This window comes from Arthrobacter sp. 24S4-2, assembly GCF_005280255.1.
In the GTDB taxonomy this organism is placed as follows: Bacteria; Actinomycetota; Actinomycetes; order Actinomycetales; family Micrococcaceae; genus Arthrobacter.
Map to the genome: position 1 here is coordinate 4,225,883 of NZ_CP040018.1, position 25,062 is coordinate 4,250,944.

A 25,062-nucleotide genomic window follows, 5' to 3' on the forward strand; every position below is an offset into this window, starting at 1 on the left:
ATGCCAGGGCAGATAGACAGGGAATAGCCACCTGCACACCATCCCCCGAACCCTTTAGTGCGGTTGCCCAGCACGCGGTTATCCTGAATCCATGGCAATTTCCCTCGCCGCCCTGTTGGGCGTGCCGTCGCTGAAGCTCATCAAAGCCGGACTGGCCGAGACCACGTGGCACCAGGACATCCAATGGGTTGCCGTCACTGAGCAGGAGGACCCGCAGCGCTTCCTCAACGGCGGCGAGCTGGTGCTCACCACGGGCATGCGGCTGAAGTCCGCGCCCGAGCAGCGCCGCTTTGTGCGGCAGGTCCAGCGGGCCGGCGCGGTGGGGATCGGCTTCGGGATAGGACTGACGCACGACGCCGTGCCGCCGGCGCTGATTGCCGAGGCCAACCGCTGGGGCCTGCCCGTGGTGGAGGTTCCCTACGAGACACCGTTCATTGCCATCACCAAGCTGGTGGCCGATGCCCAGTCCGCGGACCACTACTCCAAGCTGGAACGGCTCATCGCCGGGCACCAGATCCTGGCCCGCGCCCTGCTGACCGGCGGCGGCCTCTCCGAGCTGCTCAAGAACCTGGGCTCCATGCTGCGCACTGACATCATCCTGACCCAGTTCACGGCCCAGCTGTACAACAGCGTGCCCGGCAACCCTGCGCCCACGGCGGACACCTGGGCGTCCTACCCCATCCCCACCGGCCGGCGGGACGCCTGCACCCTGTGGGTCCGGCAGCCCTTCGAGGACTCCGGCATCGTGGGGTACGCGCAGAACCTGATCAGCGTCGAGCTCAACAACATGGTCAAGCAGCGGCAGGCCCAGCGGGCACTGTCCGGCCAGGTCCTGGAGGACGTGATCCACGGGACGCTCGAGGCCAGCGAGGCGTCACGCCGTCTGGCCGGGATCGGCGTCAACAGCACCCGGAAGAACGTGGTCCTGCTCGCCGAGTCCGCGGCGCACCCCAAGCAGCTGGCCAGTTCATCGGTGCCGCGGCCGCTGGAGCACGGGGTGACCGCCGTCGTCGGGAAGGACCTGATCATCGTTGTCGCCGACGACGGCAGCGGTGCCAGCGCGCTCGCGAAGAGCCTCAGCGACCACCTGGCCGAGGCCGGCATCCACGCCACGATCGGCATCGGGGGCGCCTACACCAAACCCAACGGGCTGCGGTGGAGCTACTTCGAGGCCCGGGACGCGGCCAGCCACGGACTGCCCGTCAACGAGCCCGAGCGGCTCAGCCTGACGTCGCTGCTCCTGGCCAGCGAGGACGTGCCGCTGGCGGACATGGCGAATGAGTCGCTCAACCCGCTCAGGAACTTCGATGCCCTGCACGGCGCCGAGCTGATGACCACGCTGGAAAGCTACCTGAACAACAACGGCTCCGTGGCCGCCGTCGCCGAAGCCCTGACGCTGCACCGCAACACGGTGCGGTACCGGCTGGCCCAGGTCACCGAGCTGACCGGCTACGACCCGTCCCAGACGCAGGACCGCGTGCAGCTCTGGCTGGCGCTGGCCGTGCAGCGGCTCTCGCAGCGGCAACAGGGCTAGGCTAGGCGCGCGTTTTGAGCCTTCCGGAGATGTTTGCCACATCTTTACAAACATCAAACGTCTAACGTCTAATGTTTAAGTATGGCTACCACGACGACGGCACCTCCCGGAATTGACACCCCACCCACCGCACGGGTCAGCGCTGCCCGGCCGCGCGCCGTCGTCGTCCTCGGCATCCTTGCCATCGTCCTGATCGGCCTCAACCTCCGCGCCGGCATCACCGGGGCTTCCGCCCTGCTGCACGACCTCCAGGAAGTCCTGGGCTACGGGCCGTTCATTGCCGCCGTGATCCCCTCCATTCCCACCCTGTGTTTCGCCCTTGCCGGCGCCGCCACGTCCTGGCTGACCCGCCGGCTGGGCGTTGAGAAGGCCATCCTGCTGGCCCTGGCAATGCTGGCCGCGGGGCTGCTGCTGCGCGGCATCCCGTCCACCGGCATGCTGCTGACCGGAACGGTGGTGGGGATGTCCGGGCTCGCCGTCTGCAATGTGGCCATGCCGTCCTTCATCCGCGAGCACTATGCGGACCGTACGTCGCTGATGACCGGCCTCTACACGGTGACCATGACCACCGGCGCCACGGTCACCGCGGTGCTGATCGTGCCGATCGCCCAGGCCATGGGTTCGGCATCGGCCGGCATGGGCTCCATCGGCCTGCTGTCCGTGGCCGCCTTCCTGGGGTTCCTTCCTGTTGCGCTGCACGCCCACCGGAACGCTGCACCCGGCCGCGGCACCCACATTTCGCCGTGGCCGCTGCTGCGGACCCGCAAGGGCCTGCTGCTCACCGCCATCTTCACCCTGCAGGCGCTTCTTGCCTACGCCGTGCTGAGCTGGTTTCCGTACATGCTCACCACCAACGGCCTCACGGCGACGGACAGCGGCCTGATGTTCGGGCTGATGCAGCTTGTCTCGGTTCCGGCCGGCATGGTGCTGATCGCCATCGGATCGCGGCCGCGGATGCTGCGCCCGGCCTTCTACCTGGCCAGCGTCACCATGTCCCTGGGGGTGGCCGCCCTGATGCTGCTGCCTGCAACGCTGGCCGCCGTTCCGGCCGTGCTGCTGGGCTTCGGCCTGGGCATCTTCCCGCTGGTCATGGTGATGATTAGCCGCAGCGGACGCACGACGGCGGAAACCACCGCCATGTCCACGCTGGCCCAATCGGTGGGGTACCTGCTCGCCACGGCGGGTCCGTTCGGCATGGGCCTGCTGCACAGCGCCACGGGCGGCTGGACGGTTCCGTTGGTCCTGCTGCTGGCCATCGCCCTGGCCCAGATCGTGGTGGCACACCTGCTGACGGGCAAGAAAATGGCGTCTGCTGCCGCGGGCGCGGCGGCGGGCCAGGTCGCTGGCCTGTCCACCATCACTTCGGCAAGGAGCCGGGCATGACCCTCACCGCTTCGCACCGGCCCGTCCTGGCCGACGAGATCACGGACAAGCTCCGCGAGATGATCCACTCCGGCGAATGGCCGCTGCAGCAGAAAATTCCCGCCGAGCCTGAGCTCATGGCCGGCCTGGGCGTCTCCCGCGGCACCCTCCGGGAAGCCATCAAGGCGCTGGCGCACAGCGGGATGCTGGAAGTCCGCCGCGGCGACGGCACCTATGTGCGGGCCACGAGCGAGATCTCCGGTGCCGCGCAGCGCATGTACAAGGACCACACCCAGGAGCACATCCTCGAGGTCCGGGTGGGCCTGGACACCCAGGCGGCGCGGCTGGCCGCCCGCAACGCCACGGCGGACCACGTTGCCGCCATGAGGGCCCTCATGGATGTCCGCCGGAACGCCTGGAACTCCGAAGACTACCCCGCCTGGGCGCAGGCGGATTGGGACTTCCATGTGCTCGTGGCACAGGCATCGGGGAACCCGCTGCTGCACGAGCTGTACGTCAGTTTCGGTGCCGTGTTCCACGCGGACCTGCTCCGGCAGCAGCGCCGGGGAGGCTTCAACGGACTCCCGGACGAAGGGCACGGGGAGCTGGTAGACGCCATCGAGGCGCACAATGAAGCCGCCGCCGTGGACAGCGTCAACCGGAACCTTAACTCGTGCGCGGAGTGGCTCCGGGAGTAGCCGGTCCGGACGCTGCAGCATGCGTCCGCCGGAGTCAGTAGGCTTGTCTCTTTGGGGGAGTTCGTCATCCGGCCTTGGTCGCGTCCGGCTTGCCCGTTTTCTGCACGCTGACGAATTGGAGTACCCCTTGGCCAGAACAGTGGAAGTAACTGTCGAAGGCAGGGCACCGAACCCCTGGGCGGACAGCCTGGGCCGGGCCGGCGTCCGTTCGGCCCAGATCCTTCTGGTCATCACCGTCGTGGTGGTGTCCGTCTTTGCCCTGCTGCAGATCCGACTCCTGGTCATCCCGGTGCTGATCGCGCTGATCCTCGCGGCGGCGATCGCCCCGTTTGTGAACTTCCTGAAGCGTCGCGGGCTGCCGGCCGCAGCGGCAACGGGCGTGGCCTTTGTGGCCCTCCTCGTGGTCCTCGCCGGCGTGGCCACGGTGATTGTGTTCTCGGTCCGCAGCCAGTGGAATGACCTGGCAACCCAGGCGTCCTCCGGCCTGGACCAGCTGCAGTCCTTCCTCCTTAACGGCCCCATCCCCGTGGACCCGGAGCAGATTGAGCAGGCCCGGTCAGCCGTCGTCGACTTCGCGGCCAGCAGCCAGGTCCGCTCCGGAGCCATCACGGGGCTGTCCGTCATCACGGAGTTCCTGGCCGGCGCCAGCCTCGTGGTGGTGATCCTGTTCTTCTTCCTCAAGGACGGCACCGGCATCTGGAACTTCTTCCTGCGGCCCTACACCGGTGCACGCGAAGCCAAGCTGCGCCGCTCAGGCACCCGCACCATCCAGGTCCTGGGTGACTACGTGCGCGGAACGGCCATTGTCGCCCTGGTGGACACCGTTGCCATCGGCACGGCGCTGCTGGTCCTGCAGGTTCCGCTGGCCATACCGCTGGCCATCATCGTGTTCATCGGCGCGTTCGTCCCGATCGTGGGAGCCACCGTGGCCGGAATCCTGGCCGCGCTCGTGGCCCTGGTGGCCAGCGGACCCGTGGTCGCCCTGATCGTGGTGATCGTGGTGATCGCCGTCAACCAACTCGAGGGCAACCTGCTCCAACCAGTGGTTATGGGCAAGTCACTCCAACTGCACGCCCTGGTCATCCTTCTGGCGCTCACAGCGGGCACCATCCTCGCCGGCATCATCGGCGCCGTGCTGTCCGTTCCCCTGGCCGCCGTCGTCTGGGCCATCGTCCAGGTCTGGACGAGCGACGCCCCGGAACCGGACACTGTGGACCCGGACACCCAGAAGCCGGAGCCCGTGGACCCGGACCTTGTTCCGGCGGACAGCGCGCGGACGTAACCGCAGGCACGCCCCACACCGAAGGGGACACAGCTGAAAGCGGCCCGGACCCGGTAAATGAACTGTTCCCGGAAGTCGGAACTGAATATCTCAGTCCAACTTCCGGGAACAGTTCACAAGGGTCCGGGCCGCTTTTCGACGTCGGGGCGTCCGGGCGTCAGCCGGCTAGCTGGCTAGCTGGCGCGGTGCAGCAGGCCTTGAACCACATTCTTCGGCCGCTGCATTTCACCGTGCCTGGCACCGAGCACTATGACCCAGCCTGCAAATACCGGGATGGCCCACTGCAGGATCTTCAGTTGCTTCTGGGCCGCCTTGAGTTCGTCCGAAGCGCCAGGCTTGGGCTCGGTTGCGCCTTCCGACCCCTCAGCAGCGAGTTTCTCCACCTTGCTGCCCAGGATCCCCGCATACAAGGTCACTCCGGCGCCGGCCAGGGTGACCGCCGTTTTGTACACGTTGAGGCCGGCCACGCCTTCCTGCGCGGCAGTGCGGCCCTTGTTCTCCCAAGCGATGGCCAGGCCGGACAAAAGATGTACCGCGAAGGCTCCGGCCTGAACCGGCGCCCACTTCTTCCAGCCCAGGCTGGAGAGCCTGGTGCGCTCGGTTGAATCCTTTGCCGCGGCTGCCGCCCCGTTGAGTCCGATGGCGCCCATCAGGGAACCGCCGAACCACGCGCCGGCGGTCAGGTCGTGAAGGGACCGTGCAATCAGGTTTCCTGCCATGGTGATCTTTCCTAACGTGAGTGGGAATGTCCCAACATAGTAAGCACACTTATCAATATTTTGGTAGGGTATGGGATGCGTAAGATCAGCCCTATGAATGAATCTGGAACCCTTTTCGGCTGGGCCTTTGGTGACTCGTCCAGAGCCGGCGACGAGGAATATTTAGACCAGCTGCGGCGCGATGCCCTGGCCAACGCCACGCAGGATGCCGCATCACGCGGCTTCGACGTCGAACCGGGCACCGAGAGCTACACGGTCATCAAGCCCGGCGACACCCTGGCGGATGACGACAAAACACCCGACCAGGTCATTGTTCGCTCCACCGTGAAACTCGTGGGTCCGGGCTCCGACAAGGTCCACGCCGAAGGCCCCATGAACGGCTAGTACCGAGGGACGGCCAACACCGCACGGTCAAGGCAGGAGCCAACACATCCAATGGCGGACGAAGATACTGCCCTCGGCGAAGCCGCTGACGCGGTCGAAGCGGCGTCGAACACCAAGGCGCTGGACGTCGTCGCGCGTTCCGGCTTTGCCGTAATGGCCCTGCTGCACATCGTCATCGGGGCCATCGCCATCGCCCTGGCGCTGGGGCAGCCGGGCCAGGCCGAGCCCACCGGGGCCATTGAACAGCTGGCCGCCAACCCCTGGGGGCCGGGCGTTATGTGGGCCGGGCTGGTTGGCTGTGCCGGACTGGCGTTGTGGCAGCTCAGCGAAGCCACCCTCCGTGCCCGCCGCCTTCCGGCAGGCCAGCGGCTGGGCAAGCTCATTTCGTCCGGGTTCCTCGCCGTGGCGTACGGCAGTGTGGGACTGACCTTTGCCGGGTTCGCGGTGGGCATGCGGGGCGACTCCGGCGACTCCACCAAGGACTTCAGCACCGCCCTCGTCCAAGGCCCCTCGGCATTCCCGCGCTGATCGCGCTGGGACTGACGGTCATCGGCGTCGGGATCTATTTCATCGTCAAGGGCGTCCGGAAGAAGTTCAAGGAAGAACTCGGGTATTTCGAAGGGACCCGGCGCGGGCGCCTGATCAGCGGGCTGGGCGTGGCGGGCCACGTGGCCAAGGGCATCGCCCTGATCCTCGCGGGGCTGCTGTTCGTGGTGGCCGCGGCCAAGAACCGGCCCGGCGAATCCACGGGACTGGACGGCAGCCTCAAGGCGCTGCTCGGCCACCCTGCCGGACCGTACCTGCTGGCGGCCATCGGGGCCGGGTTCATCAGCTATGGCGCCTTTGCCCTGCTGCGGGCCAGGTTCGGTCGGATGTAGCATCCGGGCGCCGTCAGCACCCCTCAGGCCGCTTGTTGGCCGTGGGCCGAGGGACTATCGCTGAGCTTGTCACCGGCTTAGGCGCGAGCCCTCCGAGGTGAGCCATGAGTTACATCGCAGTCAGCAGGCGTACCGCAAGAAAACAGCGCGAATCCGAACGTTCCACCCGGCGGCTCGTCGTGGCGCTGTGTATTGCCGCCACCGTTGGTTGGCTGATCTCCCTCCTGATCGCGGGCGCGGTCCGCACGGAGGGCACCCTGCACACAGTTGCCGGGATCATTCACATCCTTGGCCTGGTCCTGTCCTTTGGAGCCATTCTCCTGGTGGACTGGCAAAGGTTTCTGTGGCTCCTCGGACGCCGCGACCTCTCTGAGACCATCCGCCTCGATGGTGCCGCCACGCCGCTGATTTGGGGTGGCGTGGCCGTGTTGTTGGCCAGCGGGTCGCTTCTGGACCCGAAGCTGGCCAGCCCCATGACCGACGTCAAGCTCGCCGCTGTCCTGGTGCTCATCTTGAACGGCATCATGCTCATTCCGCTGATGCGGCGGCTGGTCAAGCTGCCGCATCAGGCTACGTTCAGGGACCTGACCCCCGGCCAGCGGTTCCACATGCTGGCGTGCCTGAGCCTCTCGCAGTTGTGCTGGTGGACGGCCATTGTCATCGGCTTCATCAACGGAGAGTTCTGACCGCATCCGGGCAGGGGTAGGCTGGCGCCACTACCCTGCCCAACACCCCAGACCCAATACCCAAGCTCGCATCGCCCAGGAGAAAGCGAGCACTGAGATGGCGACTGTTTCCAAGACTTTCCTCACCCCACCGGCCGATGTATGGAAAGTGATAGCCGACGGCTGGCTCTCCTCCGGGTGGGTCGTGGGTGCGTCGAGGATCAGGGATGTGGACGCATTGTGGCCCGCTGTCGACGCTGTCCTTCATCACTCGGTCGGGGCGTGGCCGCTGCTGATCAACGACAAAACCCAGATGATGGCATCGGAGCCTGGTAAGTCCATCGAGCTGATTTGCCCGGGGCTGGCCGCTGGGAGAGGCCAAAGTTGTGATCACGGTAGAGCCGGACGAAACCGGGTGCAAAGTAACTATGGCCGAGGACCCCGCCAAAGGCCCCGGCCTTTGGATCCCCAAGTTCATCCGCGACCCACTCATCGCTGTCCGGAACACGGAAACGCTGAACCGGTTGGAACTTATGGCAGCGGGTGGGGCGGGCAGCTAGGCCAAAGCGCGAACTGGCAGCTGATGACCCCAAACACGGAGTTTGCGGTCATCTGCTGCCAGTTCGCGGGGTGGTTAGGGGTGGTGACTAGACCTGCGCGGCCACTCCGTCACGGGAGATGGACACCATGTCCTCGCGGGGCACAACCTTGACGCGCTCACGGGCAACCTCAATGCCGTGCGAACCGGTCTCCGTGGCCTTCTCGCCCAGTGCGCGTTCGTGCGCATCCAGGGCCAGCCAGCCTTCCCAGCTGGTGAACTTCACGCCGCGGGAGTCCAGAAGTTCGACGACGGCCTCCGCCTCGGGGAAGGCGGCAACCGGCAGGTTCTCGCGGTCTTCGAGCAGGTATGTCACGGTTTCGAGGGCGTCGCCCTTGGTGTGGCCGATGAGGCCCACCGGGCCGCGCTTGATCCAGCCGGTGGCGTAGATGCCCGGAACGTGGCTGCCGGCAGCGTCCAGCACGCGGCCGCCGTCGTTCGGTACAACACCCTTCTTGTGGTCGAACTCGACCTCCGGGAGGGCGGAACCGAAGTAGCCGATGGCGCGGTACACGGCCTGGACCGGGTAGTCCACCAACTCGCCGGTGCCGCGGGCGTTGCCCGTGCCGTCCAGCTCGGTGCGCTCAAATTTCATGCCGGCAACGCGGCCGGGGGCGTCGGCGTCGTCGTAAATTTCAACCGGGCTGTGCAGGAAATGCAGGTGCAGGCGGCGGGATGCCTTGAGCTCGGAAACGTCCTCGGGCTGCTCGGCAATCCAGTTGGTGAGCGTGCCCACCATGGTCTTGGTCTGGTTGTTGCTCTGGACCTGGCGGTCTGATTCCTCGTCGAACTCGAAGTCCTCCGGGTACAGGATGATGTCCACGTCCTTGGAGTGGGACAGTTCGCGCAGTTCCAGCGGGGTGAACTTCACCTGGGCCGGTCCGCGGCGGCCGAAGACGTGCACGTCCGTGACGGGCGAGTTCTTGAGGCCCTGGTAGACGTTGTCCGGGATCTCGGAGACCAGCAGGTCGTCGGCGTGCTTGGAGAGCATGCGGGCCACGTCCAGTGCCACGTTGCCGTTGCCGATCACGGCGATTTCCTTGGCATCCAGCGGCCATTCGCGGGACACGTCGGGGTGGCCGTCGTACCAGGAGACGAAGTCGGCGCCGCCGTAGGAGCCCTCGAGTTCGATGCCCGGAATGTTCAGGTCCGCGTCCTTGATGGCGCCGGTGGCGAAGATGACGGCGTCGTAGTGGGTACGGAGGTCCTCGATGGAGAGATCCGTGCCGTAGTCCACGTTGCCGAAGAACCTGATGTCGCCGCGGTCCAGGACCTTGTGCAGGGCGTTGACGATGCCCTTGATGCGCGGGTGGTCCGGGGCCACGCCGTAGCGGATCAGGCCGTAGGGGGCCGGGTAGCGGTCAAAGAGGTCGATGCTCACGGTCAGCTCGCCACTCTTGACGGCTTCGCTCTTGGTGAGGATGTCGGCGGCGTACACGCCGGCGGGGCCGGAACCCACGACGGCGACCCGGAGCGGGCGGGCGGCAGAACCTACGGTGGTGTTAGTTGACACGGCTGTGTTCCTTTTTTCTGTCACGGCCCAACTAGGTCGCACTAAGTGTCGTTTTGAGGGCTCATAACGACACTTACTGCTACCTAGTTGGGTGGGGGCTAGGTGGTGAGGACGCGGGTGGTTCTCGAGGTTTGAGGGCTTGGGGTGGTGCGGGGCTGGTTCGGGGTGGTGGTGCTGTAGTCGGCGGTCTTGAAGTGCGACGGCGCGAACGGGCTGACGCGGACAACGTCGCCGATCACGATCACAGCGGGATTCGCGACGCCGGTGGCCTCGGCCCGGTCAGCGATGGAACCGAGAGTGCCAATGGTCACGCGCTGGTTGGGCAGATAACCGTTCTCAACGATGCCAACTGGAGTGTCCTGAGGCAAACCGGCACCGGCCAGCGCGGCGGCGGATTCGCGGAGCTGGCCCACTCCCATAAGCAGCACGATGGTGTGGTCGGCCCGGGCCGGGACCTCGGAGAGTTCCTCGTGGCCGGTGACCACGCTGAAGCCCTTGGCCAGGCCCCGGTGCGTCACGGGGATGCCGGCGGCTGCGGGAACGGAAATCGCTGAGGTCACGCCTGAGACGACTTCAACCTCGACGCCGTGCTGGCGGCAGTATTCTGCTTCCTCGCCGCCGCGGCCCAGGACGTACGGGTCCCCGCCCTTGAGCCGGACTACCCGGTGGCCGGCGAGGGCTTCGTCGACGAGGATCCTGTTGATCTCGGCCTGCGGTACAGGGTGGTGGCCGGGAGTCTTGCCCACCTCAATGACACGGACATCCGGGGCGAGTTCCTTGAGGAGTTCGCGGGGTCCGAGGCGGTCTGCCACCACGACGTCGGCCTGGCCCAGGAGCCGGCGGCCGCGGACTGTGATGAGGCCGGTGTCGCCGGGGCCGCCGCCCACGAGGGCCACGCTTCCAGCAGAGGCGCGGCGTCGGCGCAGCGGAAGGTCCCCGGTTTCCAGCGCGGTGGCGACGGCGTCACGCAGGGCCATGGCGCGGCGCGGGTCTCCGCCGGCGTTCACGGCGATCTGCACGTCATCCACCACGGCGACGGCGGGGGTCCAGGCAGCAGAGGCTTCGTGGTCGGAGGCGTTGACGCACCAGACGCGCTGCGCCTCGGCGTCGGCCGAAACCCGGGAGTCCACGGCGGAATCGCCGGTGGCGGTCTGGACGAACCAGACGCCGTCGACGTCGGAAGTCCGGTAGGGGCGCTGCTCCCAGGCGAGGAGGCCGGCGTCGGCCAGTTCCTCAAGCCCGGCGGAGGCGGCGGGGGCAACCACGGTTACCCGGGCACCGGCGTCGAGCAGTCCCTTGGCGCGGCGCGTAGCCACGGGCCCGCCGCCCACCACCAGTACGGGGCGGCCCAGCAGGCGCAGTGCCGTGGGGTAAATATCCTGAATTGCCATGAATCGACGATAGGGCCGCGTCATATACCGGAACAACGGCGCGGAAACACCAGTTCACGTAAGGTAACGCTGCGTCACATTAAAACGTGGCGGGCCTGTGGTGGGCCGGCGGTCCGCCGCGTGGGTGCACCCCTCTACCGGGCCTTCCTTCGGCCCTACTTCACGGCGATGAGTTCGATCAGCTTGATGTCGGGATCCTTGGCGAGCATGGCCGGGCCGTGTTCAGCGAGTGCGGCCGGAATGGCACCGTGGAGGTGGGCCTGCCTGTCCTCCTCGGTATCAAAGGTGTCGAAAATGCCGAACGTGTTTTCGCTGACCCGGAAGGCATACCAGGTCCGGGTGCCCGGCTCGTTGTCCACGATCTCCCGGCCTCCGTTGAGGAAGTCCCACACTTCCTGTTCCTTCCCGGGTTGGGCCTCGACCATTGCTAGCAGTCCAAACTTTGGTGCCACGGGGATCTCCTCAATCTTCGTTGACCGGGCCGAATGCCGGCCTATTCGCGAGTCTAGGCAGGTGGCACGGGGGGAACAAGGCCGGCGAGGTGCAGGCCGCGCACCGCGATCAGGCGTTCCAGGTACCGGCGCAGCACGAGCTTCTCCGCGATCCGGCCCAGCGCCCCGAACGGAGCCGTGAATTCCACCCGGTCGGTCATGATGCTGCCGCGGTCTGTCGCCTCGAACTCGTGAACGTGCCGGAAGGTCTGGAACGGCCCGCGGACCTGCTCGTCCACAAAGCGCTCGGGGAAGTCCAGCGACGTGATGCGGCTGGTCATCCGTATTGGCAACCCGAAGTGCCGCGCGCGCCACGTCACTTCCTGCCCGGTGCCGATCAGGCCGGACGTCACGCCCGCCACGGCCTGCTCCCCCGCGTCGGCCTGCGAGTCCAGGTGCGCGTCGATGCTGCGCGCGAGGTCGAACAGCTGTTCCCGGGGCAGGGCGGATTCGGTGCGGCACACAAAGCTGACGGTCATGGCGCCAGTCTGCCAGACTCTCCCGCCGTAAAAGCGAACAGCAGAGCCCGACGGCGGGACCCGCCGTCGGGCTCTGCTGTTGGGTCTTGCTGTGGCTGTAGTGGGGAGGGTTAGCGCGTGCTGCCGGCGAGGAGGCCGCGGCGCCGGAGAAGGCGCTTTTCGATCGGCGCGAATACGAGCAGTTCGATCAGGATGCCGACGGCCAGGATCAGCAGGATGGCTGACATCACGATTGTCATGTCAGAGAGGTCGCGGCCCTGGTTCAGCATGGAGCCGAGGCCGAAGCCGATGGTGCCGCCCACCGCGATGATTTCCGCGGCCATGAGGGAACGCCAGGAGAAGGCCCACCCCTGCTTGAGGCCGCTCAGGTAACCCGGCAATGCTGCGGGAAGGATGATTTGAATGGCCATTTGCAGCCGGTTGGCGCCCAGGACCGTGCCGACGCTGCGGTACTGCGGCGGGATCTGGTCCACGCCGGAGATCAGGCCGTTGATGATGGACGGGATGGCGCCCATGAACACCACGAAGTACACGGTGGCGTCAGTGATGCCGAACCAGAGGATGGCCGCGGGCACCCAGGCCACGGAGGGCAGCACCTGCAGGCCGGAGATGAGCGGACCGAAGGCGCGGCGCAGCGGGGCAACCTGTGCCAGCAGCAGTCCGATGGGCGTCGCGATGGCCACGCTGATCAGGAAGCCGATAAGGCCTCGCTGCAGCGACGTCCAGACGGCTTCCTGCAGCGAACCGTCGGCCCACAAGGTGCCGAACTGGCCCAGCACGTCCAGGGGCCCTGGCACCAGGTCGCGCCGCTTGAGGCCGAGCGAAACATAGACCTGCCACGCCACGACCAGCACCACGAGGGCAGCGACCGGGAGCAGGATGCGGCTCCAGTCGATGCGCGCCGCACGGTGTGCGTCCGACTGCAGGGAATCGAGCCCCGATTCGAGTTCGCGCAGGTCTTCGTTGCCGGTGGAGGACCGGGTCAGTGCCGCGTGGACCTTGCGGGTCTCAGGCTCGAGGACGGGCGCTGCGCCGGTGACGGGCGCTTCGCCGGTGACGGGGGCTTCAGCCACCGGGGTGGGGTTACTTGGCATGGCGGCGGATCTCCTCTCGCAGCCGGGCGGTGATGACCCCGGTCAGCTGTCCGGCAAGACCGGCGTCGGTTCGGTGTTCCTCGGTGACGTTCCACTCCTGCACCACGCGGCCGGGGCGGGAGGACAGCAGGAGCACCCGCTGGCCCAGCCGGACGGCTTCGCGGACGTTGTGCGTCACAAAAACGATGGTGCGGCCCGTTTCCTTCCAAATGCGTTCCAGCTCGTCGTGGAGGAGGTCGCGGGTGATGGCATCGAGCGCGGCGAACGGCTCGTCCATGAGGAGAAGCTGCCGGTCCTGGGCCAGGGAGCGGGCCAGGGAGACGCGCTGCCGCATGCCGCCGGAAAGCTCGTGGGGGCGCTTGTCGCCGGCACCGCCCAGATGGACCAGGTCCAGGAGTTCGTTGGCCTTGGTGCGACGCTCGGCCTTGCCCACGCCGCGCAGCTTCAGGGCGAGCTCGATGTTCTCCCGGGCCGTCAGCCACGGGAACAGTGCGGCGTCCTGGAACATGAAGGCCGCGCCGTCGCTGGGGACCTCAAGGGCGCCCGACGTCGGGAGTTCCAGTCCCGCCATGATGTTCAGCAAGGTGGACTTGCCGCAGCCGGAGGCACCCAGGAGGGCGACGAACTCGCCTTGGGCGATGCTGGCGTTGACGTCGTCCAGCACCGGGGCGCCGTCGCCGAAGCGCTTGCCCAGGTTTTCCAGTACGACTGGCATGATCCTGTCCTTACGTTGATGGGGCTGGAAGTGTTGCTTGGGGTGGTGCTCTTGTTTAGTCCTTGCCGAGCCCGGCTGCGGAGACCTGCTCGCCGCCGGTTTCGGCGGTGACGCTGTTCAGGGCGGTGAGGTCGAAGATGCCGTTGATGTCGGCCTGCTTGGTGGTGCCGGCCTTCACGCCGTCCTCGAGCAGCTTCTTGTAGCTTCCGGCCAGGGGATCCACGGTGAAGACGATGTTCTTTAGCGACCGGTCGATGACGTCGGGCTGCAGTTCGGCGCCCGAGGATTCCTTCAGGGCAGTATTCAGCACGCTCGCCTTTTCTGCGTCAGGGGTGTCGTTGAGCCATTTCACGGACTCGGCGTGGCCCTTCAGCAGTGCCTTGACGGTGTCCGGGTGCTCGGCGGCGAATTTCCTGTTCACGATCAGGATGGTGGTGGGGAACTCGCCCGGCTTGCCTGTGAGGGAGCCGACCCAGAGGTCCTTCTCGTCCACCAGGACCTTCGCGCCGGCCTGCAGCACCAGCCGGGACGCCCAGGGCTCGGGCAGCCACGCACCGTCGAGCTTGCCGTCCTGGAACAGCTTGAGCGTCTGCGCGTTCTCAGTCGGGTTGATCGCCACGTCGCCGCTGCCGTCGGTGTTGGTCTTGTAGCCCTGCCCGGCCAGCCAGGCCCGCAGCGCCACATCCTGGGTCCCGCCCAGCTGCGGCGAGGCGAGGGTCTTGCCCTTCAGATCCGCCGCGGAACCGATCTCCGGCTTGACCACCAGCTGCGCCCCGCCCGCGGCAGCACCGGCGATAATGCTGACGGACTCGCCCTGGCTCTTCACGAACGAGTTGATGGCCGGGCTCGGGCCGATGTACGTGGCGTCGATAGCGCCCGCGTTCAGCGCCTCGATCGCTGCCGGGCCGGCGTTGAACACCTGCGTGCTCAGCTTCGTCTCCCCGAGGTTCTTCGCGATGAAGCCCTCCTTCACCCCGACCAGGGCAGGGGCGTGGGTGACGTTGCCGAAGTAGCCAAGCTTCAGCTCCGCGGCAGGCGTGGGAGCGGCGGCCTGGGCTTCAGTGCTACGGGAAAGTGTTGACGCCACCACGGCACCGGCGGCAATGAGCAGCACCAGGCCGAGGGCAACCAGAACCTCGACGGCGCGCGTGCGCTTCGGTTTGTTGCGCTCTCCTGCCACGATGCGGGTCATTCCGGGCTGGGGACTTGTCATTGTTTCACCATAGGGAGTGTCACAAACGAGGTTCAATGACTCGGAAACGGGGGGTCACGCGCGTTCATGCAGCGTCATATTCGCGCAATACAGGGCAAGGCCATTCCCGGCGGAAAAGGTCCCGGGCATTGCTGCCCTGCCCGGAGACTGCCAGTCTTGCTGCATCGGCACCACCGGTGCAAGAAACGAAAGGACCCGACAATGCCGCTCTATCTGTCGAAGTTCAGCTACACACCGGAGACCTGGGCGAAACTGATCAGCAACCCCGAGGACCGCAGGAAAGCAGCCCAGACCTACATCGAATCAGTCGGCGGAAAGCTCCATGGCTTTTGGTACGCATTTGGCTCTCACGACGGCTACAACCTCTGGGAGGCACCCGACAATGTGTCCATGGCCGCGGTCGCACTGGCGATCAGCGGAGGCGGGGCGCTGAGTTCGTTCGACACCACCGTGCTCCTGACCGTCGACGAAACAATGGAGGCCCTGCGGAAAGCCGAGCAGATCAAGTACCGGCGTCCGGGCACCTGACATTCCCGGGCGCTGCCCCCGCGCTGCCCCCGCGCCGCCCGCGCCGCTCGCGCCGCTCCCGGCGCTCACCGGCGCTCACCGGCGCCCTCAGGCGCCGGCCTCCGCCGCATCTCAGTCCTGCATGCGCTCCAAACGGTACTTCAGCTTCGACTCCCGTTTGACGTCGTTGCCCACGGATTTGGTGCGGGCAATGTATTCGGAGCCCCAGTTCTTCAGCAGGAAGTCGTCCGCGATCCGCACTTGGCCGGCGGGAAATTTGTAGTCCATCTTCTTGGCCACGGCAGACCAGTCGGCGGCACCGAAGAGCTCCTCGGCGTCGGCCACTGTCCTGACGCTGTTGGCTGCCAGCAGGTCCCCCAGCCAGCCGTACTGCCGGGCCTGGCTTCTGGGGTGTTCCGGCAGCAGCCGCGCCAGCATGTCCTGGAGGATGTCCCCGGTGATCTCGGTGGCGGGGTTCGCGGCGAAGTCGGCGGTGCTCTCGGCCTTTCGGCGCTTGACGATGTCGTTGATCGCCGAGAACTGGGCGTCCGCCAGTTCGATCAGGGTTGACGCCATGGTGAACGCGCGGTCCACTTCCGCGTTGGCTTCGGCTCCGCCCTTGTAGCGGATGTCATGCTCGAAGGCCGCCCATGCGTGCTGCAGCACCGTGCGGATCTGGACCTCAAAGCGCTCCCCAACAAACGTCTGGCAGCCCACGGGTACGTTCTCGGCCGGCACTTCGAGGATGAGGTGCCTGCCCGCATAGCCGATCTGGCCGTTGCGCCGCTGGGAGCTGGTTTTGTCGTCGTCTTCCCGGCAGTGGAACTGGCCCTTTAAAGCGGTGGCAACATCGGCGATGTCGGGCTCCAGGAACATGATCACCCGGACCCCGATAAGGTCATCGAGCTGCACAATGCCGTTGCCGTATTTGGGTTTGCCGGCCACGGTCAACCGGCCCAGCTTCTCCCTGACAGAGCCGGGGTCCTTGACCCTGGCCTGAACGGTGTGATGGTTGAGTCCGTCGTCCCTGAGCCGGGCCCGGATGGCATCGCCGATGGCGTCCGAAGCCGCATTCAGCCGGGGCAGCAGCTCCGCGTACTGCACCAGGGAGCTGGCAACAACTGCCTCATGATCGTCCAACCATTCCCCCTCAGAACACAGCAGCCCGTAACCAGCAGAGTATCCAAGGCAGCCGGTTTCAGCTACTGCAAGCTCGACGCCGGAAGGCCCCGGTCCGGATAATTCCGGACCGGGGCCTTCCGCAGCCAAGCAATCAGAGCGTCAAGCGATCAGAGCGTCAAGCGATCAGATCGAGTAGCGCTCGTCTTCGTGGTCGCCGGGGTGGTCGTTGACCAGACCGGCAGCCAGCGTGTTGCCGTCCAGCGGGTCGATCACCAGGAAGGCGCCGGTGCGGCGGTGGTGCAGGTAGTTTTCCAGCGGCAGCGGGGCGGCGAGCCGGAGCTGCGCGTGGCCGATGTCGTTGAGTTCCAGGCTGGACGCTCCCTCAAGCTTGAAGGTGGCGAGGTCCAGCTTGCCGCTGACGCTGCGGACCAGCGCCTGCACGGTGCGGGTGCCGTGCTTGACCAGCACCTTGGCGCCTTCGCGGAGCGGCTTCGGGGACAGCCAGCACAGTGCCGCGTAGAGGTCGGCGGAGGCTTCGCGGACGGTGCCTGCGGCGGCGATCGTGTCGCCGCGTGCGACGTCGAACTCGTCTGCCAGGCGGATTGCCACGGACTGCGGCGCGACGGCTTCGGTGAGCTCGGCGCCCGCGAAGTCGATGCCCGTCACCGTGGTGGTGCGCGGGTCCTGGCCGGGGGTCAGCACGCTGACCTTGTCCCCGACTTTGACCGAACCTTCGGTGATCTGCCCGGCGTAAGCGCGGTAGTCACGGTACTTCTCGACGTCGAGTCCGCCGGCAACCGCATCGGGAGCCAGCGCGCCCTGGGGCCGGACCACCAGCTGCACCGGGAAGCGGAAGCTCTCCAGGTGGCTTTCCAGTTCGTCCGCGGCGGGCAGGGTCTCGAGCACCTCGAGCAGGGCCGGGCCGGTGTACCAGGGGGTGCGCTCCGAGCGCTCCACCACGTTGTCGCCGTCGAGCGCGGAAACCGGAACCACCAGCAGGTCGGTGATGCCGTCGGATCCGAGGCCGAGTTCGCGGCCCACCTGCTGCACGTCGGCTTCGATCTCGCGGAACACGGCCTCGCTGAAGTCCACCAGGTCGATCTTGTTCACGGCCACGATCACGTGGGCCACCCGCAGCAGCTGCAGCACGGAAAGGTGCCGGCGGGTCTGCTCCAGGACACCCTTGCGGGCGTCGATGAGTACGACGACGGCGTCCGCGGTGGACGCGCCGGTCACCGTGTTCTTGGTGTACTGCACGTGCCCGGGGCAGTCGGCCAGGATGAAGCTGCGGCGGTCCGTGGCGAAGTAGCGGTAGGCCACGTCGATGGTGATGCCCTGCTCGCGCTCGGCACGCAGGCCGTCGGTCAGGAGGGCCAGGTCAATCGCTTGTACACCGGCTGCGCCGGGCCCCCGAATCCGCGGTCCGCGGAGGTGCGGGCAACGGCGTCGAGCTGGTCGGCCAGGATCGCCTTGGAGTCGTGCAGGAGGCGGCCCACCAGGGTGGACTTGCCGTCGTCGACCGATCCGGCGGTGGCGAAACGGAACAGTGAGGCGTGGGCGAGGGGGCCTCGTCAAGAAGGGCAGCCGCGCGGGCTGTATCGATTTCGGTGCTCATTAGAAATAGCCATCCTTCTTGCGGTCTTCCATGGCGGCCTCGGAGATGCGGTCATCCGCACGGGTGGCGCCACGTTCGGTGATGGTGGAGGCGGCAACTTCGATAACGACGTCGCGCACCGTGGCGGCCGCCGACTCAACGGCGCCGGTGCAGGACATGTCGCCCACGGTCCGGTAGCGGACGGTCTTGGTGATGACTTCCTCATCGGGGCGGGGCTGGGAGACCTCGCCCACTGCGCGCCACATGCCGTCGCGGGCAAAGACCTCGCGGTCGTGGGCGTAGTACAGGCCCGGCAACTCGATGTTTTCGCGTTCGATGTAGCGCCACACGTCCAGCTCGGTCCAGTTGCTGATGGGGAACGCGCGGACGTGCTGGCCCACGGTGTGGCGGCCGTTGTACAGGTTCCATAGCTCGGGACGCTGGTTGCGCGGGTCCCACTGGCCGAACTCATCACGGAGGCTCAGGATGCGCTCCTTGGCGCGGGCCTTGTCCTCGTCACGGCGACCGCCGCCGAAGACGGCGTCGAACTTGTTGCGCTGGATCGCGTCCAGCAGCGGGACGGTCTGGAGCGGGTTGCGGGTGCCGTCGGCACGCTCGGCCAGTTCGCCGCTGTCGATGAACTCCTGGACGGAGCCGACCACGAGCTTGAGGCCCAGGCGCTCAACGGTGCGGTCGCGGAAGTCGAGGACCTCGGGGAAGTTGTGGCCGGTATCCACGTGCAGCACGGGGAACGGAACCTTGCCCGGCCAGAAGGCCTTGGTGGCCAGGTGCAGCATCACCACGGAGTCCTTGCCGCCGGAGAACAGCAGCGCAGGCTTCTCGAACTCGGCGACGACTTCGCGGATGATATGGATCGCTTCGGACTCGAGGGTGTCCAGGCTGGAGAGCCTTGCCACTGCTTCTCCACGCGGCTTAGACACACTCGCTCGTTCCTCGCTCGCGCGATGCGCCGCTTTCGGAGAATCAGCGTCAAGTTCCAGCACAGACAGCTCCAGGTCCTCGTTGGTGGTTTCGATGCTCATACGTGTAGTCCGCATTCTGTCTTGTCGGTTCCTGCCCAGCGGCCGGCGCGGGGGTCATCGCCCGGCGCTACCTTGCGGGTGCAGGGCTGGCAGCCAATGGACGGGTAGCCCTGTGAAAGCAGCGGGTTGACGGGAAGGAGGTTGTCGTCGGAGAACTGCACCAGCTGGTCGAAGCTCCAGGCCGCCACCGGGTTGACCTTGACCAGGCCGTTGGTTTCGTCCCAGGTGATCAGCGGGGTGTTGGTGCGGGTGGGGGCTTCGTCGCGGCGCACGCCGGTGAACCACAGTTCGTAGCCGGCCAGGGTGCGGCGCAGCGGGGCCACCTTGCGGAGGGCGCAGCACTGGGCGGCGTCGCGGGCGAAGAGGTCCTTGCCGAGCAGGCGGTCCTGCTGCTCCACGGTGTTCTCCGGGAGGACGTCCACCACGTTGACGCGGAGGTTTGCGGCCACTTCGTCGCGCGTGGCGTAGGTCTCCGGGAAGTGGTAGCCGGTCTCCAGGAACAGGACGTCGACGCCGGGAAGCTGGTCGGCAACCAGTGCCGGCAGGACGGCGTCGGCCATGGAGCAGGCCACAGCCACGGCGGGCAGCTCGAAGTTCCGGGCCACCCAGGCAATGACGTCCCGGGCCGGGGTGTCCCAGCCGAGTTCGGCGGCGCCGGCCTCGGCGATGGCCTTGAGTTCATCGTGGGTGCGGAGTACCGGGGCTGCCGGACTTTCGCTCCCCAACCGCTCAACCACCGGGTCTACTCCTAGGGCGTGCTTGCTCACTGAAGTGCCTCCTCATCTGCTGCGTGGGCCCACTCGGCGAAGGTCTGCCCTTCGGCGTGCTGGGCGACGAATGTCCGGACCACGCGTTCCACGTAATCGGGCAGGTCCTCGACGTAGACCTTGAGGCCGCGGACGGTACGTCCCAGGCCAGCTTCTTCGCGGGTGGAGGAAGCCAGCCCGCCGCCCAGGTGGACCTGGAAGCCGGGGGTGGGGTCGCCGTCGGGCGTTGGCAGCATCATTCCCTTGAGTCCGATGTCCGCAGTCTGGATGCGGGCGCAGGAGTTGGGGCAGCCGTTGATGTGCAGGGACAGGGCGTGCGGCAGTTCGCCACTCTCGGCGAGGTCCGCAAGGCGCCGTTCCAGCTCGGCAATGGCTGTGGCGGCGGTGACCTTGGTTTCCACGATGGCCAGCTTGCAGTATTCGATGCCGGTGCAGGCGATGGTGCCGCGGCGGAACACGGACGGCCGGGCGGAGAGGCCCAACCCGTCGAGCTCCGCCACCAGCGGCTCCACCTGGTCCTTGGCAACATCCAGGACAACCAGCTTCTGGTGCGGGGTGGTGCGCAGTCGGTAGGAGCCCCGGGACTCGAGGGTGTCAGCGAGCTTCACCAGCTGCGCGCCGGACAGGCGGCCGGCCAGCGGGGTGGCACCGATGAAGAACTTGCCGTCCTTCTGCTCGTGCACGCCGATGTGGTCACCGGGGGTCGTGGGCTTCGGGGCGGCGGGGCCGTCGGCCAGCTTGTAGCCCAGGTATTCGTCTTCCAGGATCTGGCGGAACTTCTCCGGACCCCAGTCGGCCAGCAGGAACTTCAGTCGCGCCTTGGTGCGCATGCGGCGGTAGCCATAGTCACGGAAGATGCTGGTGACGCCGAGCCAGACGTCGGCAGCTTCCCCGGGCTTCACGAAGGCGCCCAGGCGCTTGGCCAGCATGGGGTTGGTGGCCAACGCGCCGCCCACCCACAGGTCGTAGCCGGCGCCGAGTTCGGGGTGGACCATGCCCACCAGGCCGAAGTCGTTGATCTCGTGGACCACGTCCTGGCTGGGGTGGCCGGTGATGGCGGTCTTGTACTTGCGCGGGAGGTTGGACAGCAGCGGGTTGCCGATGAACCGCTCGCCCAGCTCCGCAATGAGCGGGGTGGGGTCGATGATTTCGTCCTTGGCGATGCCCGCCACCGGGGAACCGAGGATGACCCGGGGCACGTCGCCGCAGGCCTCGGTGGTGGACAGGCCAACACCCTCAAGCCGGTTCCAGATCTCGGGGATGTCCTCCACCCGGATCCAGTGCAGCTGGATGTTCTGGCGGTCGGTGAGGTCGGCGGAATCCCGCGCGAAGTCAACGGAAATCTGGCCGATGACGCGCAGCTGCTCGGTGGTGAGCGCGCCGCCGTCGATCCTGACCCGGAGCATGAAGTACTTGTCCTCCAGCTCGTGCGGCTCAAGGGTTGCGGTCTTGCCGCCGTCGATCCCGGGCTTGCGCTGCGTGTACAGGCCCCACCAGCGGAAGCGGCCATGGAGGTCCTGGCTGGGGATGGCGTCGAAGCCGTCCTTGGAGTAAATGGTCTCGATACGCTCGCGCACGTTGAGGCCGTCGTCTTCCTGTTTCCAGGTTTCGTTGGCGTTCAGCGGGGTTTTGCCGTCCACTTTCCACTGCCCGTGCGGCTTTGCAGCAGGGCGGGAGGCACGCGCGGGGCGCTTGGCGGCGGCGGAGTCCACGGACGCTCCGGCTAGAGCTGTATCAGTCATGCATCGACTGTAGGTCCCACCGGAAAGCCGTCACAAAGGACCAGAAACGGGAGGTCACCTAGGGAAACATTTCGTCATGAATCGCCGGGAAGCCTTGAAGAAGGATCGGGGCTGTGCATGGTTCGTGGCTGCCCGGAGGCGCCGTCAGGAGGTGGTTGCCGCGGCGTCTGCCGTGGCGGCGACGGCCGCGTCGTAGCGGTCCAGCGCAATCTCGGCCATGATCCTCGAGGGCAGCAGCGGTTCCGTGACGATGTCTGCGTCGGCCTTGGCCAGCTGGTCGTGGAAGAAGCCGTGCGCCAGCAGGTACGAGGCAACAATCACCCGCCCCGGCCCTCACCGCCGGGGTATTCAGCGCGGAGCGAGGCGACGGCGTCGGCCACTGACGGCTTGGCGGCCGCACCGTAGGCGGGAACAATCGTGTTGCCGCGCAGCGCCCTGAGGTGCCCAGCGAGCTCCTCGACACTCACTGAGGCTTTGCGGTTGGTGGATCCGGCCGCCGCGAGCACCACGGCGTCGTGCTCGGTGGCGCCGGCCTCGCGCAGCCGCTTGTCGAGGAGCTGCGCCAGCCTGGGATCCGGGCCCAACGGCTCCGATGCGACGCTGCCTTCGCGGCCCCGCGCCGCCCGTGCGATGTCCACCTTGGTGTGGAAGCCCACGCTGAGCAGCAACGGAACAATGACGGCCGGCTCACCTTCCGGCAGCCCGGCCATGACATCCACCAGGTCCGGGTCCTGAACATCCACGTAGGCCTCGCGGACATCCAGTCCGGGGCGTAGCCCGCCGATATCCGCACGGAGGCCGTCCACCTCGGAGGCGCCCAGCGGGCTGGACGTTCCGTGGGCACAGGCGATCATGATGGGGCTATTCATAGGGGCTAGCGTAACGTTGGAGCCGCCCTATCCGCCCCTCGAAATTGACCGGGACGCCCATTGACCTTCTCCTTCGACTCCGTTCTGGTATGGCTGGACCTGGCCGGCGTCTTCTTTTTTGCGGTCTCCGGATCCCTGCTTGCGGCGCGGAAACAGTTCGACATCATCGGCTCGCTGCTGCTCGCCTCCCTTGTTTCCCTGGGCGGCGGCGTAATCCGCGACATCATCCTCAACAGCGGCCCGCCCGCCGCGTTCACCAACCCTGCCTACCTGGCTCCCCCGGTGCTCGCCACCGTGCTGGTGTACTTCCTCTTTTCCAGCGTCCAGCGCTTCACCTCGCTGCTGATCCTGTTCGACGCCGGCGGCCTGGCTCTGTTCTGCATCACCGGCACGCTCAAGGCGCTGAGTTTCGGGATGAACCCGGTGTCAGCCGTGCTGCTTGGGGTCACGACGGCGGTGGGCGGCGGCCTGCTGCGGGACATCACCGCCAATGAGGTGCCGCAGCTCTTCGACCCGAAGGACCTCTACGCACTGCCCGCGTTCACGGGGGCAGCGCTGACCACGGTCCTGTGGGTGTCGGGTGCTTTCAACGCGTTCACGGCGGGGGCCGTGGCCGCTGTCGTGTTCGCCTTCCGTGTCACTGCCTGGCGCCGTTCCTGGTACGTTCCGCTGGCCGTCCGGGGGTGGCATCGGCTGGGGCTGGGCACGGCGGAAAACGGTGGCCGGGATTAGCTAGGATATGAACCATGACTGACATGTTCCTCGAGAAGTTCCGCGCGCTTGTTCCGAAGTATCTCGAAGACGAATGGCAGGAAGAGGACGGACTGCCCGAAGACGAACTCAAGGAAGCCCTTTCCGAGCACCAGTTCCAGGTCCCGCTGGTCCTGAAGGAGTTCTACCAGGCAGTGGGTGGCTGCGAGGACCTCATGGAGGCGTACCACTACTTCTGGGACCCCGAGGAGCTCGAAGTCGATGACGAAGGCTTCCTTATGTTCCTGGAGGACGAGGAAGAACAGTTCACCTGGGGTTTCCGCGTGGGCGACCTCGGCGTGCCGGACCCCATTGTGTACCGCCGCAACAACGCCCGCGGCCAGTGGAAGAGCGAAGAAGGCACCTTCTCCGAGTTCGTGTTCGACATGTTCGAGTGGGCGTTCAACGACGAAGAGGACTAGGTCCCCGCGGCTGTGGCTTCGGCTTCGCTTCAGCGGCTTGCCCGGCCCAAATGGGGCACTTCGACACGGACACGCCGCAGGCTGAGCCTGATTCCACGGTTTCGTCGACAAAGTGCCCCACGACGGGCCCTAACGCGCGCTGAAAGCTCCCTGCCGGCAGAGCTCCAGTACCCCCAGCACCTCGGCCACCATCCGCTGGGGGTGATTGACGACGTCGTCATAGCCGTACCGGAGGCCCAGGCGTCCGCCGATGACGGTGGTGTTGTTGCGCTTCCGATCCTTCTTCACTTGACGGGGCTCCAAATGCGAGCGGCCGTCGGTTTCCACCACAAGGCATTCCTCCACCAGGAAGTCCACCTCGCCCACGCCCGGAAGCTCCACATGCATACGAACGTGGAGGCCTGCCCGCCGGAAGTGGTAGTTGGCCAGCACCTCGAGGATCGAGTCCGCCCGAGGGATCACGCTGTCCAGGACGGCCCTTGCACGGGCATTGCGGTTTCCAGGCAGCTTGCGGCGCAGGAACTCCACGGTGATGTCTCCCCGCTGGGCTGCGCACTGGAGCATCACCAACGCCTCCACCTCCGGCAGGCAGCGCAGGGCGTGAATGAGCACGTCGGCCAATCCGGCGACGGGCAGCCACGGATGACGCGGATGGATGCATCTGCCATGTGTCAGCGTTCCGGGCGGCGTCACTTTGTGCGAGGGGCTCAGGTGAACGGTCCCCGCGTCATGCAGCGTCCATAGCCCGTAAGCAGGGGCAGCCGACAGGCACGTCAGCAGGGCGTTGTGGCCCAGCGCCTGCCCGCACACGCCGGCCTCGCCGGGCAGGCTGTAGATGCCCCGCCGGATTCGCACAATGCGCCCCGCGGCCAAAGCTTTGTCGCGGGCAGTGTGGGTAAATCCCGCCGCACGGAGTGCCGACGCCCTCGTTACCCCTGCCCGCGCGCGGAGGAAGGTCTCGATATCCATGATTCCAAGGTGCCCCTGAGCCCGCGGAAGGGGCAGATCCGGGCATCTCCATGTGGACAACCCGGCCGTGGCGGGGCACTTCGACACGGACACGCCGACTCCCAGCCCCGGAATGCCCATCCCGCGCCTCAATGTGCCCCACGACGGACGACAGCCACCAATCCGGCGGAGCGGCCAGGCAGCCCCAAGACGTGTGACACGCCTATTAACATCAAGATTCGCGTTTGTGACAAGGCTGTCATAGACTTATTCACGGATCCA

At 66.7% G+C, this 25,062-nt stretch carries 24 protein-coding genes and 2 pseudogenes; 10 read left to right on the forward strand and 16 right to left on the reverse strand.

Going from position 1 to position 25,062, the window contains the following annotated elements; translation table 11 throughout:
* Window positions 1-91 precede the first annotated feature (91 nt).
* The 4 genes from FCN77_RS19615 (at window position 92) to FCN77_RS19630 (ending at window position 4,876) form a co-directional block, all read left to right on the forward strand.
* Window positions 92-1,534, forward strand: a complete 1,443-nt coding sequence (locus FCN77_RS19615) for a PucR family transcriptional regulator (protein ID WP_137323608.1) — start codon at window positions 92-94, stop codon at window positions 1,532-1,534.
* An 81-nt stretch (window positions 1,535-1,615) separates the two neighbouring features.
* Complete coding sequence (locus FCN77_RS19620) at window positions 1,616-2,917, forward strand: MFS transporter (protein WP_137323609.1); 1,302 nt, start codon at window positions 1,616-1,618, stop codon at window positions 2,915-2,917.
* Window positions 2,914-3,594 (forward strand): FadR/GntR family transcriptional regulator, encoded by a 681-nt coding sequence (locus tag FCN77_RS19625; protein WP_137323610.1) that lies wholly within the window; start codon window positions 2,914-2,916, stop codon window positions 3,592-3,594. The genes FCN77_RS19620 and FCN77_RS19625 overlap by 4 nt, the downstream gene beginning before the upstream one ends.
* Before the next feature lie 127 nt (window positions 3,595-3,721).
* Window positions 3,722-4,876 carry an AI-2E family transporter gene (locus FCN77_RS19630; protein WP_254678646.1) on the forward strand — a complete coding sequence of 385 codons (1,155 nt, stop codon included), beginning with the start codon at window positions 3,722-3,724 and terminating at the stop codon, window positions 4,874-4,876.
* A gap of 173 nt (window positions 4,877-5,049) precedes the next feature.
* Here FCN77_RS19630 and FCN77_RS19635 read toward each other — a convergent pair whose 3' ends face one another.
* Window positions 5,050-5,595 carry a hypothetical protein gene (locus tag FCN77_RS19635; protein ID WP_137323612.1) on the reverse strand — a complete coding sequence of 182 codons (546 nt, stop codon included), beginning with the start codon at window positions 5,593-5,595 and terminating at the stop codon, window positions 5,050-5,052.
* 93 nt (window positions 5,596-5,688) lie between these two features.
* Between FCN77_RS19635 and FCN77_RS19640 the strand changes: the two genes are divergently transcribed.
* The 3 genes and pseudogenes from FCN77_RS19640 to FCN77_RS19650 all read left to right on the forward strand — a co-directional run bounded on the left by FCN77_RS19640 (window position 5,689) and on the right by FCN77_RS19650 (window position 7,543).
* A complete protein-coding gene (locus FCN77_RS19640; protein ID WP_254678647.1) occupies window positions 5,689-5,979 on the forward strand; it encodes a hypothetical protein in 291 nt (96 codons plus the stop codon).
* A 51-nt stretch (window positions 5,980-6,030) separates the two neighbouring features.
* Window positions 6,031-6,857: pseudogene (locus FCN77_RS19645) on the forward strand (DUF1206 domain-containing protein).
* 104 nt (window positions 6,858-6,961) lie between these two features.
* The gene (locus tag FCN77_RS19650) at window positions 6,962-7,543 is read left to right on the forward strand and encodes a hypothetical protein (protein WP_137323614.1); all 582 of its coding nucleotides are present in this window, start codon (window positions 6,962-6,964) and stop codon (window positions 7,541-7,543) included.
* Window positions 7,544-8,169: 626 nt separating this feature from the next.
* Here the strand turns inward: FCN77_RS19650 and FCN77_RS19660 are convergent.
* The 7 genes from FCN77_RS19660 to FCN77_RS19690 form a co-directional block, all read right to left on the reverse strand.
* Window positions 8,170-9,633, reverse strand: coding sequence for an FAD-dependent oxidoreductase (locus FCN77_RS19660; RefSeq protein ID WP_137323615.1), 1,464 nt, complete (start codon window positions 9,631-9,633; stop codon window positions 8,170-8,172).
* Window positions 9,634-9,731: 98 nt separating this feature from the next.
* Window positions 9,732-11,024, reverse strand: coding sequence for a uroporphyrinogen-III C-methyltransferase (gene cobA / locus FCN77_RS19665; RefSeq protein ID WP_137323616.1), 1,293 nt, complete (start codon window positions 11,022-11,024; stop codon window positions 9,732-9,734).
* A 155-nt stretch (window positions 11,025-11,179) separates the two neighbouring features.
* Complete coding sequence (locus tag FCN77_RS19670; protein ID WP_175417319.1) at window positions 11,180-11,476, reverse strand: putative quinol monooxygenase; 297 nt, start codon at window positions 11,474-11,476, stop codon at window positions 11,180-11,182.
* Between the two features lie 53 nt (window positions 11,477-11,529).
* A complete protein-coding gene (locus FCN77_RS19675; protein WP_137323617.1) occupies window positions 11,530-11,994 on the reverse strand; it encodes an SRPBCC family protein in 465 nt (154 codons plus the stop codon).
* Window positions 11,995-12,104: 110 nt separating this feature from the next.
* Window positions 12,105-13,088, reverse strand: coding sequence for an ABC transporter permease (locus FCN77_RS19680; RefSeq protein WP_137323618.1), 984 nt, complete (start codon window positions 13,086-13,088; stop codon window positions 12,105-12,107).
* Entirely contained in the window at window positions 13,078-13,803 is a 726-nt protein-coding gene (locus FCN77_RS19685; RefSeq protein ID WP_043483399.1) for an ABC transporter ATP-binding protein, read from the reverse strand. The genes FCN77_RS19680 and FCN77_RS19685 overlap by 11 nt, the downstream gene beginning before the upstream one ends.
* A 55-nt stretch (window positions 13,804-13,858) precedes the next feature.
* Complete coding sequence (locus FCN77_RS19690) at window positions 13,859-15,016, reverse strand: ABC transporter substrate-binding protein (protein WP_254678648.1); 1,158 nt, start codon at window positions 15,014-15,016, stop codon at window positions 13,859-13,861.
* A 201-nt stretch (window positions 15,017-15,217) separates the two neighbouring features.
* Here FCN77_RS19690 and FCN77_RS19695 point away from each other — a divergent pair, with 201 nt between their 5' ends.
* The gene (locus tag FCN77_RS19695; RefSeq protein ID WP_137323619.1) at window positions 15,218-15,544 is read left to right on the forward strand and encodes a GYD domain-containing protein; all 327 of its coding nucleotides are present in this window, start codon (window positions 15,218-15,220) and stop codon (window positions 15,542-15,544) included.
* A 111-nt stretch (window positions 15,545-15,655) separates the two neighbouring features.
* Here the strand turns inward: FCN77_RS19695 and FCN77_RS19700 are convergent, their stop codons facing one another.
* The 7 genes and pseudogenes from FCN77_RS19700 to FCN77_RS19725 form a co-directional block, all read right to left on the reverse strand.
* Window positions 15,656-16,663: a GTP pyrophosphokinase family protein gene (locus FCN77_RS19700; RefSeq protein ID WP_175417320.1), complete on the reverse strand. Its 1,008-nt coding sequence runs from the start codon at window positions 16,661-16,663 to the stop codon at window positions 15,656-15,658.
* Between the two features lie 165 nt (window positions 16,664-16,828).
* Window positions 16,829-18,260: pseudogene (locus FCN77_RS19705) on the reverse strand (sulfate adenylyltransferase subunit 1).
* Window positions 18,260-19,282: a sulfate adenylyltransferase subunit CysD gene (cysD, locus tag FCN77_RS19710; protein ID WP_254678649.1), complete on the reverse strand. Its 1,023-nt coding sequence runs from the start codon at window positions 19,280-19,282 to the stop codon at window positions 18,260-18,262. Before cysD ends, FCN77_RS19705 begins: the two are co-directional and overlap by 1 nt.
* Window positions 19,279-20,007, reverse strand: coding sequence for a phosphoadenylyl-sulfate reductase (locus tag FCN77_RS19715; RefSeq protein ID WP_137324872.1), 729 nt, complete (start codon window positions 20,005-20,007; stop codon window positions 19,279-19,281). The genes cysD and FCN77_RS19715 overlap by 4 nt, the downstream gene beginning before the upstream one ends.
* 38 nt (window positions 20,008-20,045) lie before the next feature.
* A complete protein-coding gene (locus FCN77_RS19720) occupies window positions 20,046-21,791 on the reverse strand; it encodes a nitrite/sulfite reductase (RefSeq protein WP_137323621.1) in 1,746 nt (581 codons plus the stop codon).
* A 144-nt stretch (window positions 21,792-21,935) separates the two neighbouring features.
* Window positions 21,936-22,112, reverse strand: a complete 177-nt coding sequence (locus FCN77_RS27795) for a hypothetical protein (protein ID WP_368074291.1) — start codon at window positions 22,110-22,112, stop codon at window positions 21,936-21,938.
* Window positions 22,109-22,660, reverse strand: coding sequence for a sirohydrochlorin chelatase (locus FCN77_RS19725; RefSeq protein ID WP_368074292.1), 552 nt, complete (start codon window positions 22,658-22,660; stop codon window positions 22,109-22,111). Before FCN77_RS19725 ends, FCN77_RS27795 begins: the two co-directional genes overlap by 4 nt.
* Before the next feature lie 60 nt (window positions 22,661-22,720).
* On the opposite strand from FCN77_RS19725, the gene FCN77_RS19730 reads away from it, so the two are divergent.
* Window positions 22,721-23,392, forward strand: a complete 672-nt coding sequence (locus FCN77_RS19730; protein WP_137323622.1) for a trimeric intracellular cation channel family protein — start codon at window positions 22,721-22,723, stop codon at window positions 23,390-23,392.
* A gap of 14 nt (window positions 23,393-23,406) precedes the next feature.
* Window positions 23,407-23,832: a hypothetical protein gene (locus FCN77_RS19735; RefSeq protein WP_137323623.1), complete on the forward strand. Its 426-nt coding sequence runs from the start codon at window positions 23,407-23,409 to the stop codon at window positions 23,830-23,832.
* Between the two features lie 129 nt (window positions 23,833-23,961).
* Here FCN77_RS19735 and FCN77_RS19740 read toward each other — a convergent pair whose 3' ends face one another.
* Window positions 23,962-24,801, reverse strand: a complete 840-nt coding sequence (locus tag FCN77_RS19740; protein WP_137323624.1) for a type IV toxin-antitoxin system AbiEi family antitoxin domain-containing protein — start codon at window positions 24,799-24,801, stop codon at window positions 23,962-23,964.
* Between the last annotated feature and the right edge of the window lie 261 nt (window positions 24,802-25,062).

Excerpts from the sequence above, each read along its gene's own strand:
- FCN77_RS19685 (WP_043483399.1), bottom strand. The coding sequence starts at position 13,803 with ATGCCAGTCGTACTGGAAAACCTGGGCAAGCGCTTCGGCGACGGCGCC.
- FCN77_RS19615 (WP_137323608.1), top strand. The coding sequence starts at position 92 with ATGGCAATTTCCCTCGCCGCCCTGTTGGGCGTGCCGTCGCTGAAGCTC.
- cobA (WP_137323616.1), bottom strand. The coding sequence starts at position 11,024 with ATGGCAATTCAGGATATTTACCCCACGGCACTGCGCCTGCTGGGCCGC.
- FCN77_RS19625 (WP_137323610.1), top strand. The coding sequence starts at position 2,914 with ATGACCCTCACCGCTTCGCACCGGCCCGTCCTGGCCGACGAGATCACG.
- FCN77_RS19740 (WP_137323624.1), bottom strand. The coding sequence starts at position 24,801 with ATGGATATCGAGACCTTCCTCCGCGCGCGGGCAGGGGTAACGAGGGCG.
- FCN77_RS19725 (WP_368074292.1), bottom strand. The coding sequence starts at position 22,660 with ATGAATAGCCCCATCATGATCGCCTGTGCCCACGGAACGTCCAGCCCG.
- FCN77_RS19675 (WP_137323617.1), bottom strand. The coding sequence starts at position 11,994 with ATGACCGTCAGCTTTGTGTGCCGCACCGAATCCGCCCTGCCCCGGGAA.
- FCN77_RS19640 (WP_254678647.1), top strand. The coding sequence starts at position 5,689 with ATGAATGAATCTGGAACCCTTTTCGGCTGGGCCTTTGGTGACTCGTCC.
- FCN77_RS19620 (WP_137323609.1), top strand. The coding sequence starts at position 1,616 with ATGGCTACCACGACGACGGCACCTCCCGGAATTGACACCCCACCCACC.
- FCN77_RS19680 (WP_137323618.1), bottom strand. The coding sequence starts at position 13,088 with ATGCCAAGTAACCCCACCCCGGTGGCTGAAGCCCCCGTCACCGGCGAA.
- FCN77_RS19720 (WP_137323621.1), bottom strand. The coding sequence starts at position 21,791 with ATGACTGATACAGCTCTAGCCGGAGCGTCCGTGGACTCCGCCGCCGCC.
- FCN77_RS19695 (WP_137323619.1), top strand. The coding sequence starts at position 15,218 with ATGCCGCTCTATCTGTCGAAGTTCAGCTACACACCGGAGACCTGGGCG.
- FCN77_RS19735 (WP_137323623.1), top strand. The coding sequence starts at position 23,407 with ATGACTGACATGTTCCTCGAGAAGTTCCGCGCGCTTGTTCCGAAGTAT.
- FCN77_RS19635 (WP_137323612.1), bottom strand. The coding sequence starts at position 5,595 with ATGGCAGGAAACCTGATTGCACGGTCCCTTCACGACCTGACCGCCGGC.
- FCN77_RS19650 (WP_137323614.1), top strand. The coding sequence starts at position 6,962 with ATGAGTTACATCGCAGTCAGCAGGCGTACCGCAAGAAAACAGCGCGAA.
- FCN77_RS19690 (WP_254678648.1), bottom strand. The coding sequence starts at position 15,016 with ATGACAAGTCCCCAGCCCGGAATGACCCGCATCGTGGCAGGAGAGCGC.
- cysD (WP_254678649.1), bottom strand. The coding sequence starts at position 19,282 with ATGAGCATCGAAACCACCAACGAGGACCTGGAGCTGTCTGTGCTGGAA.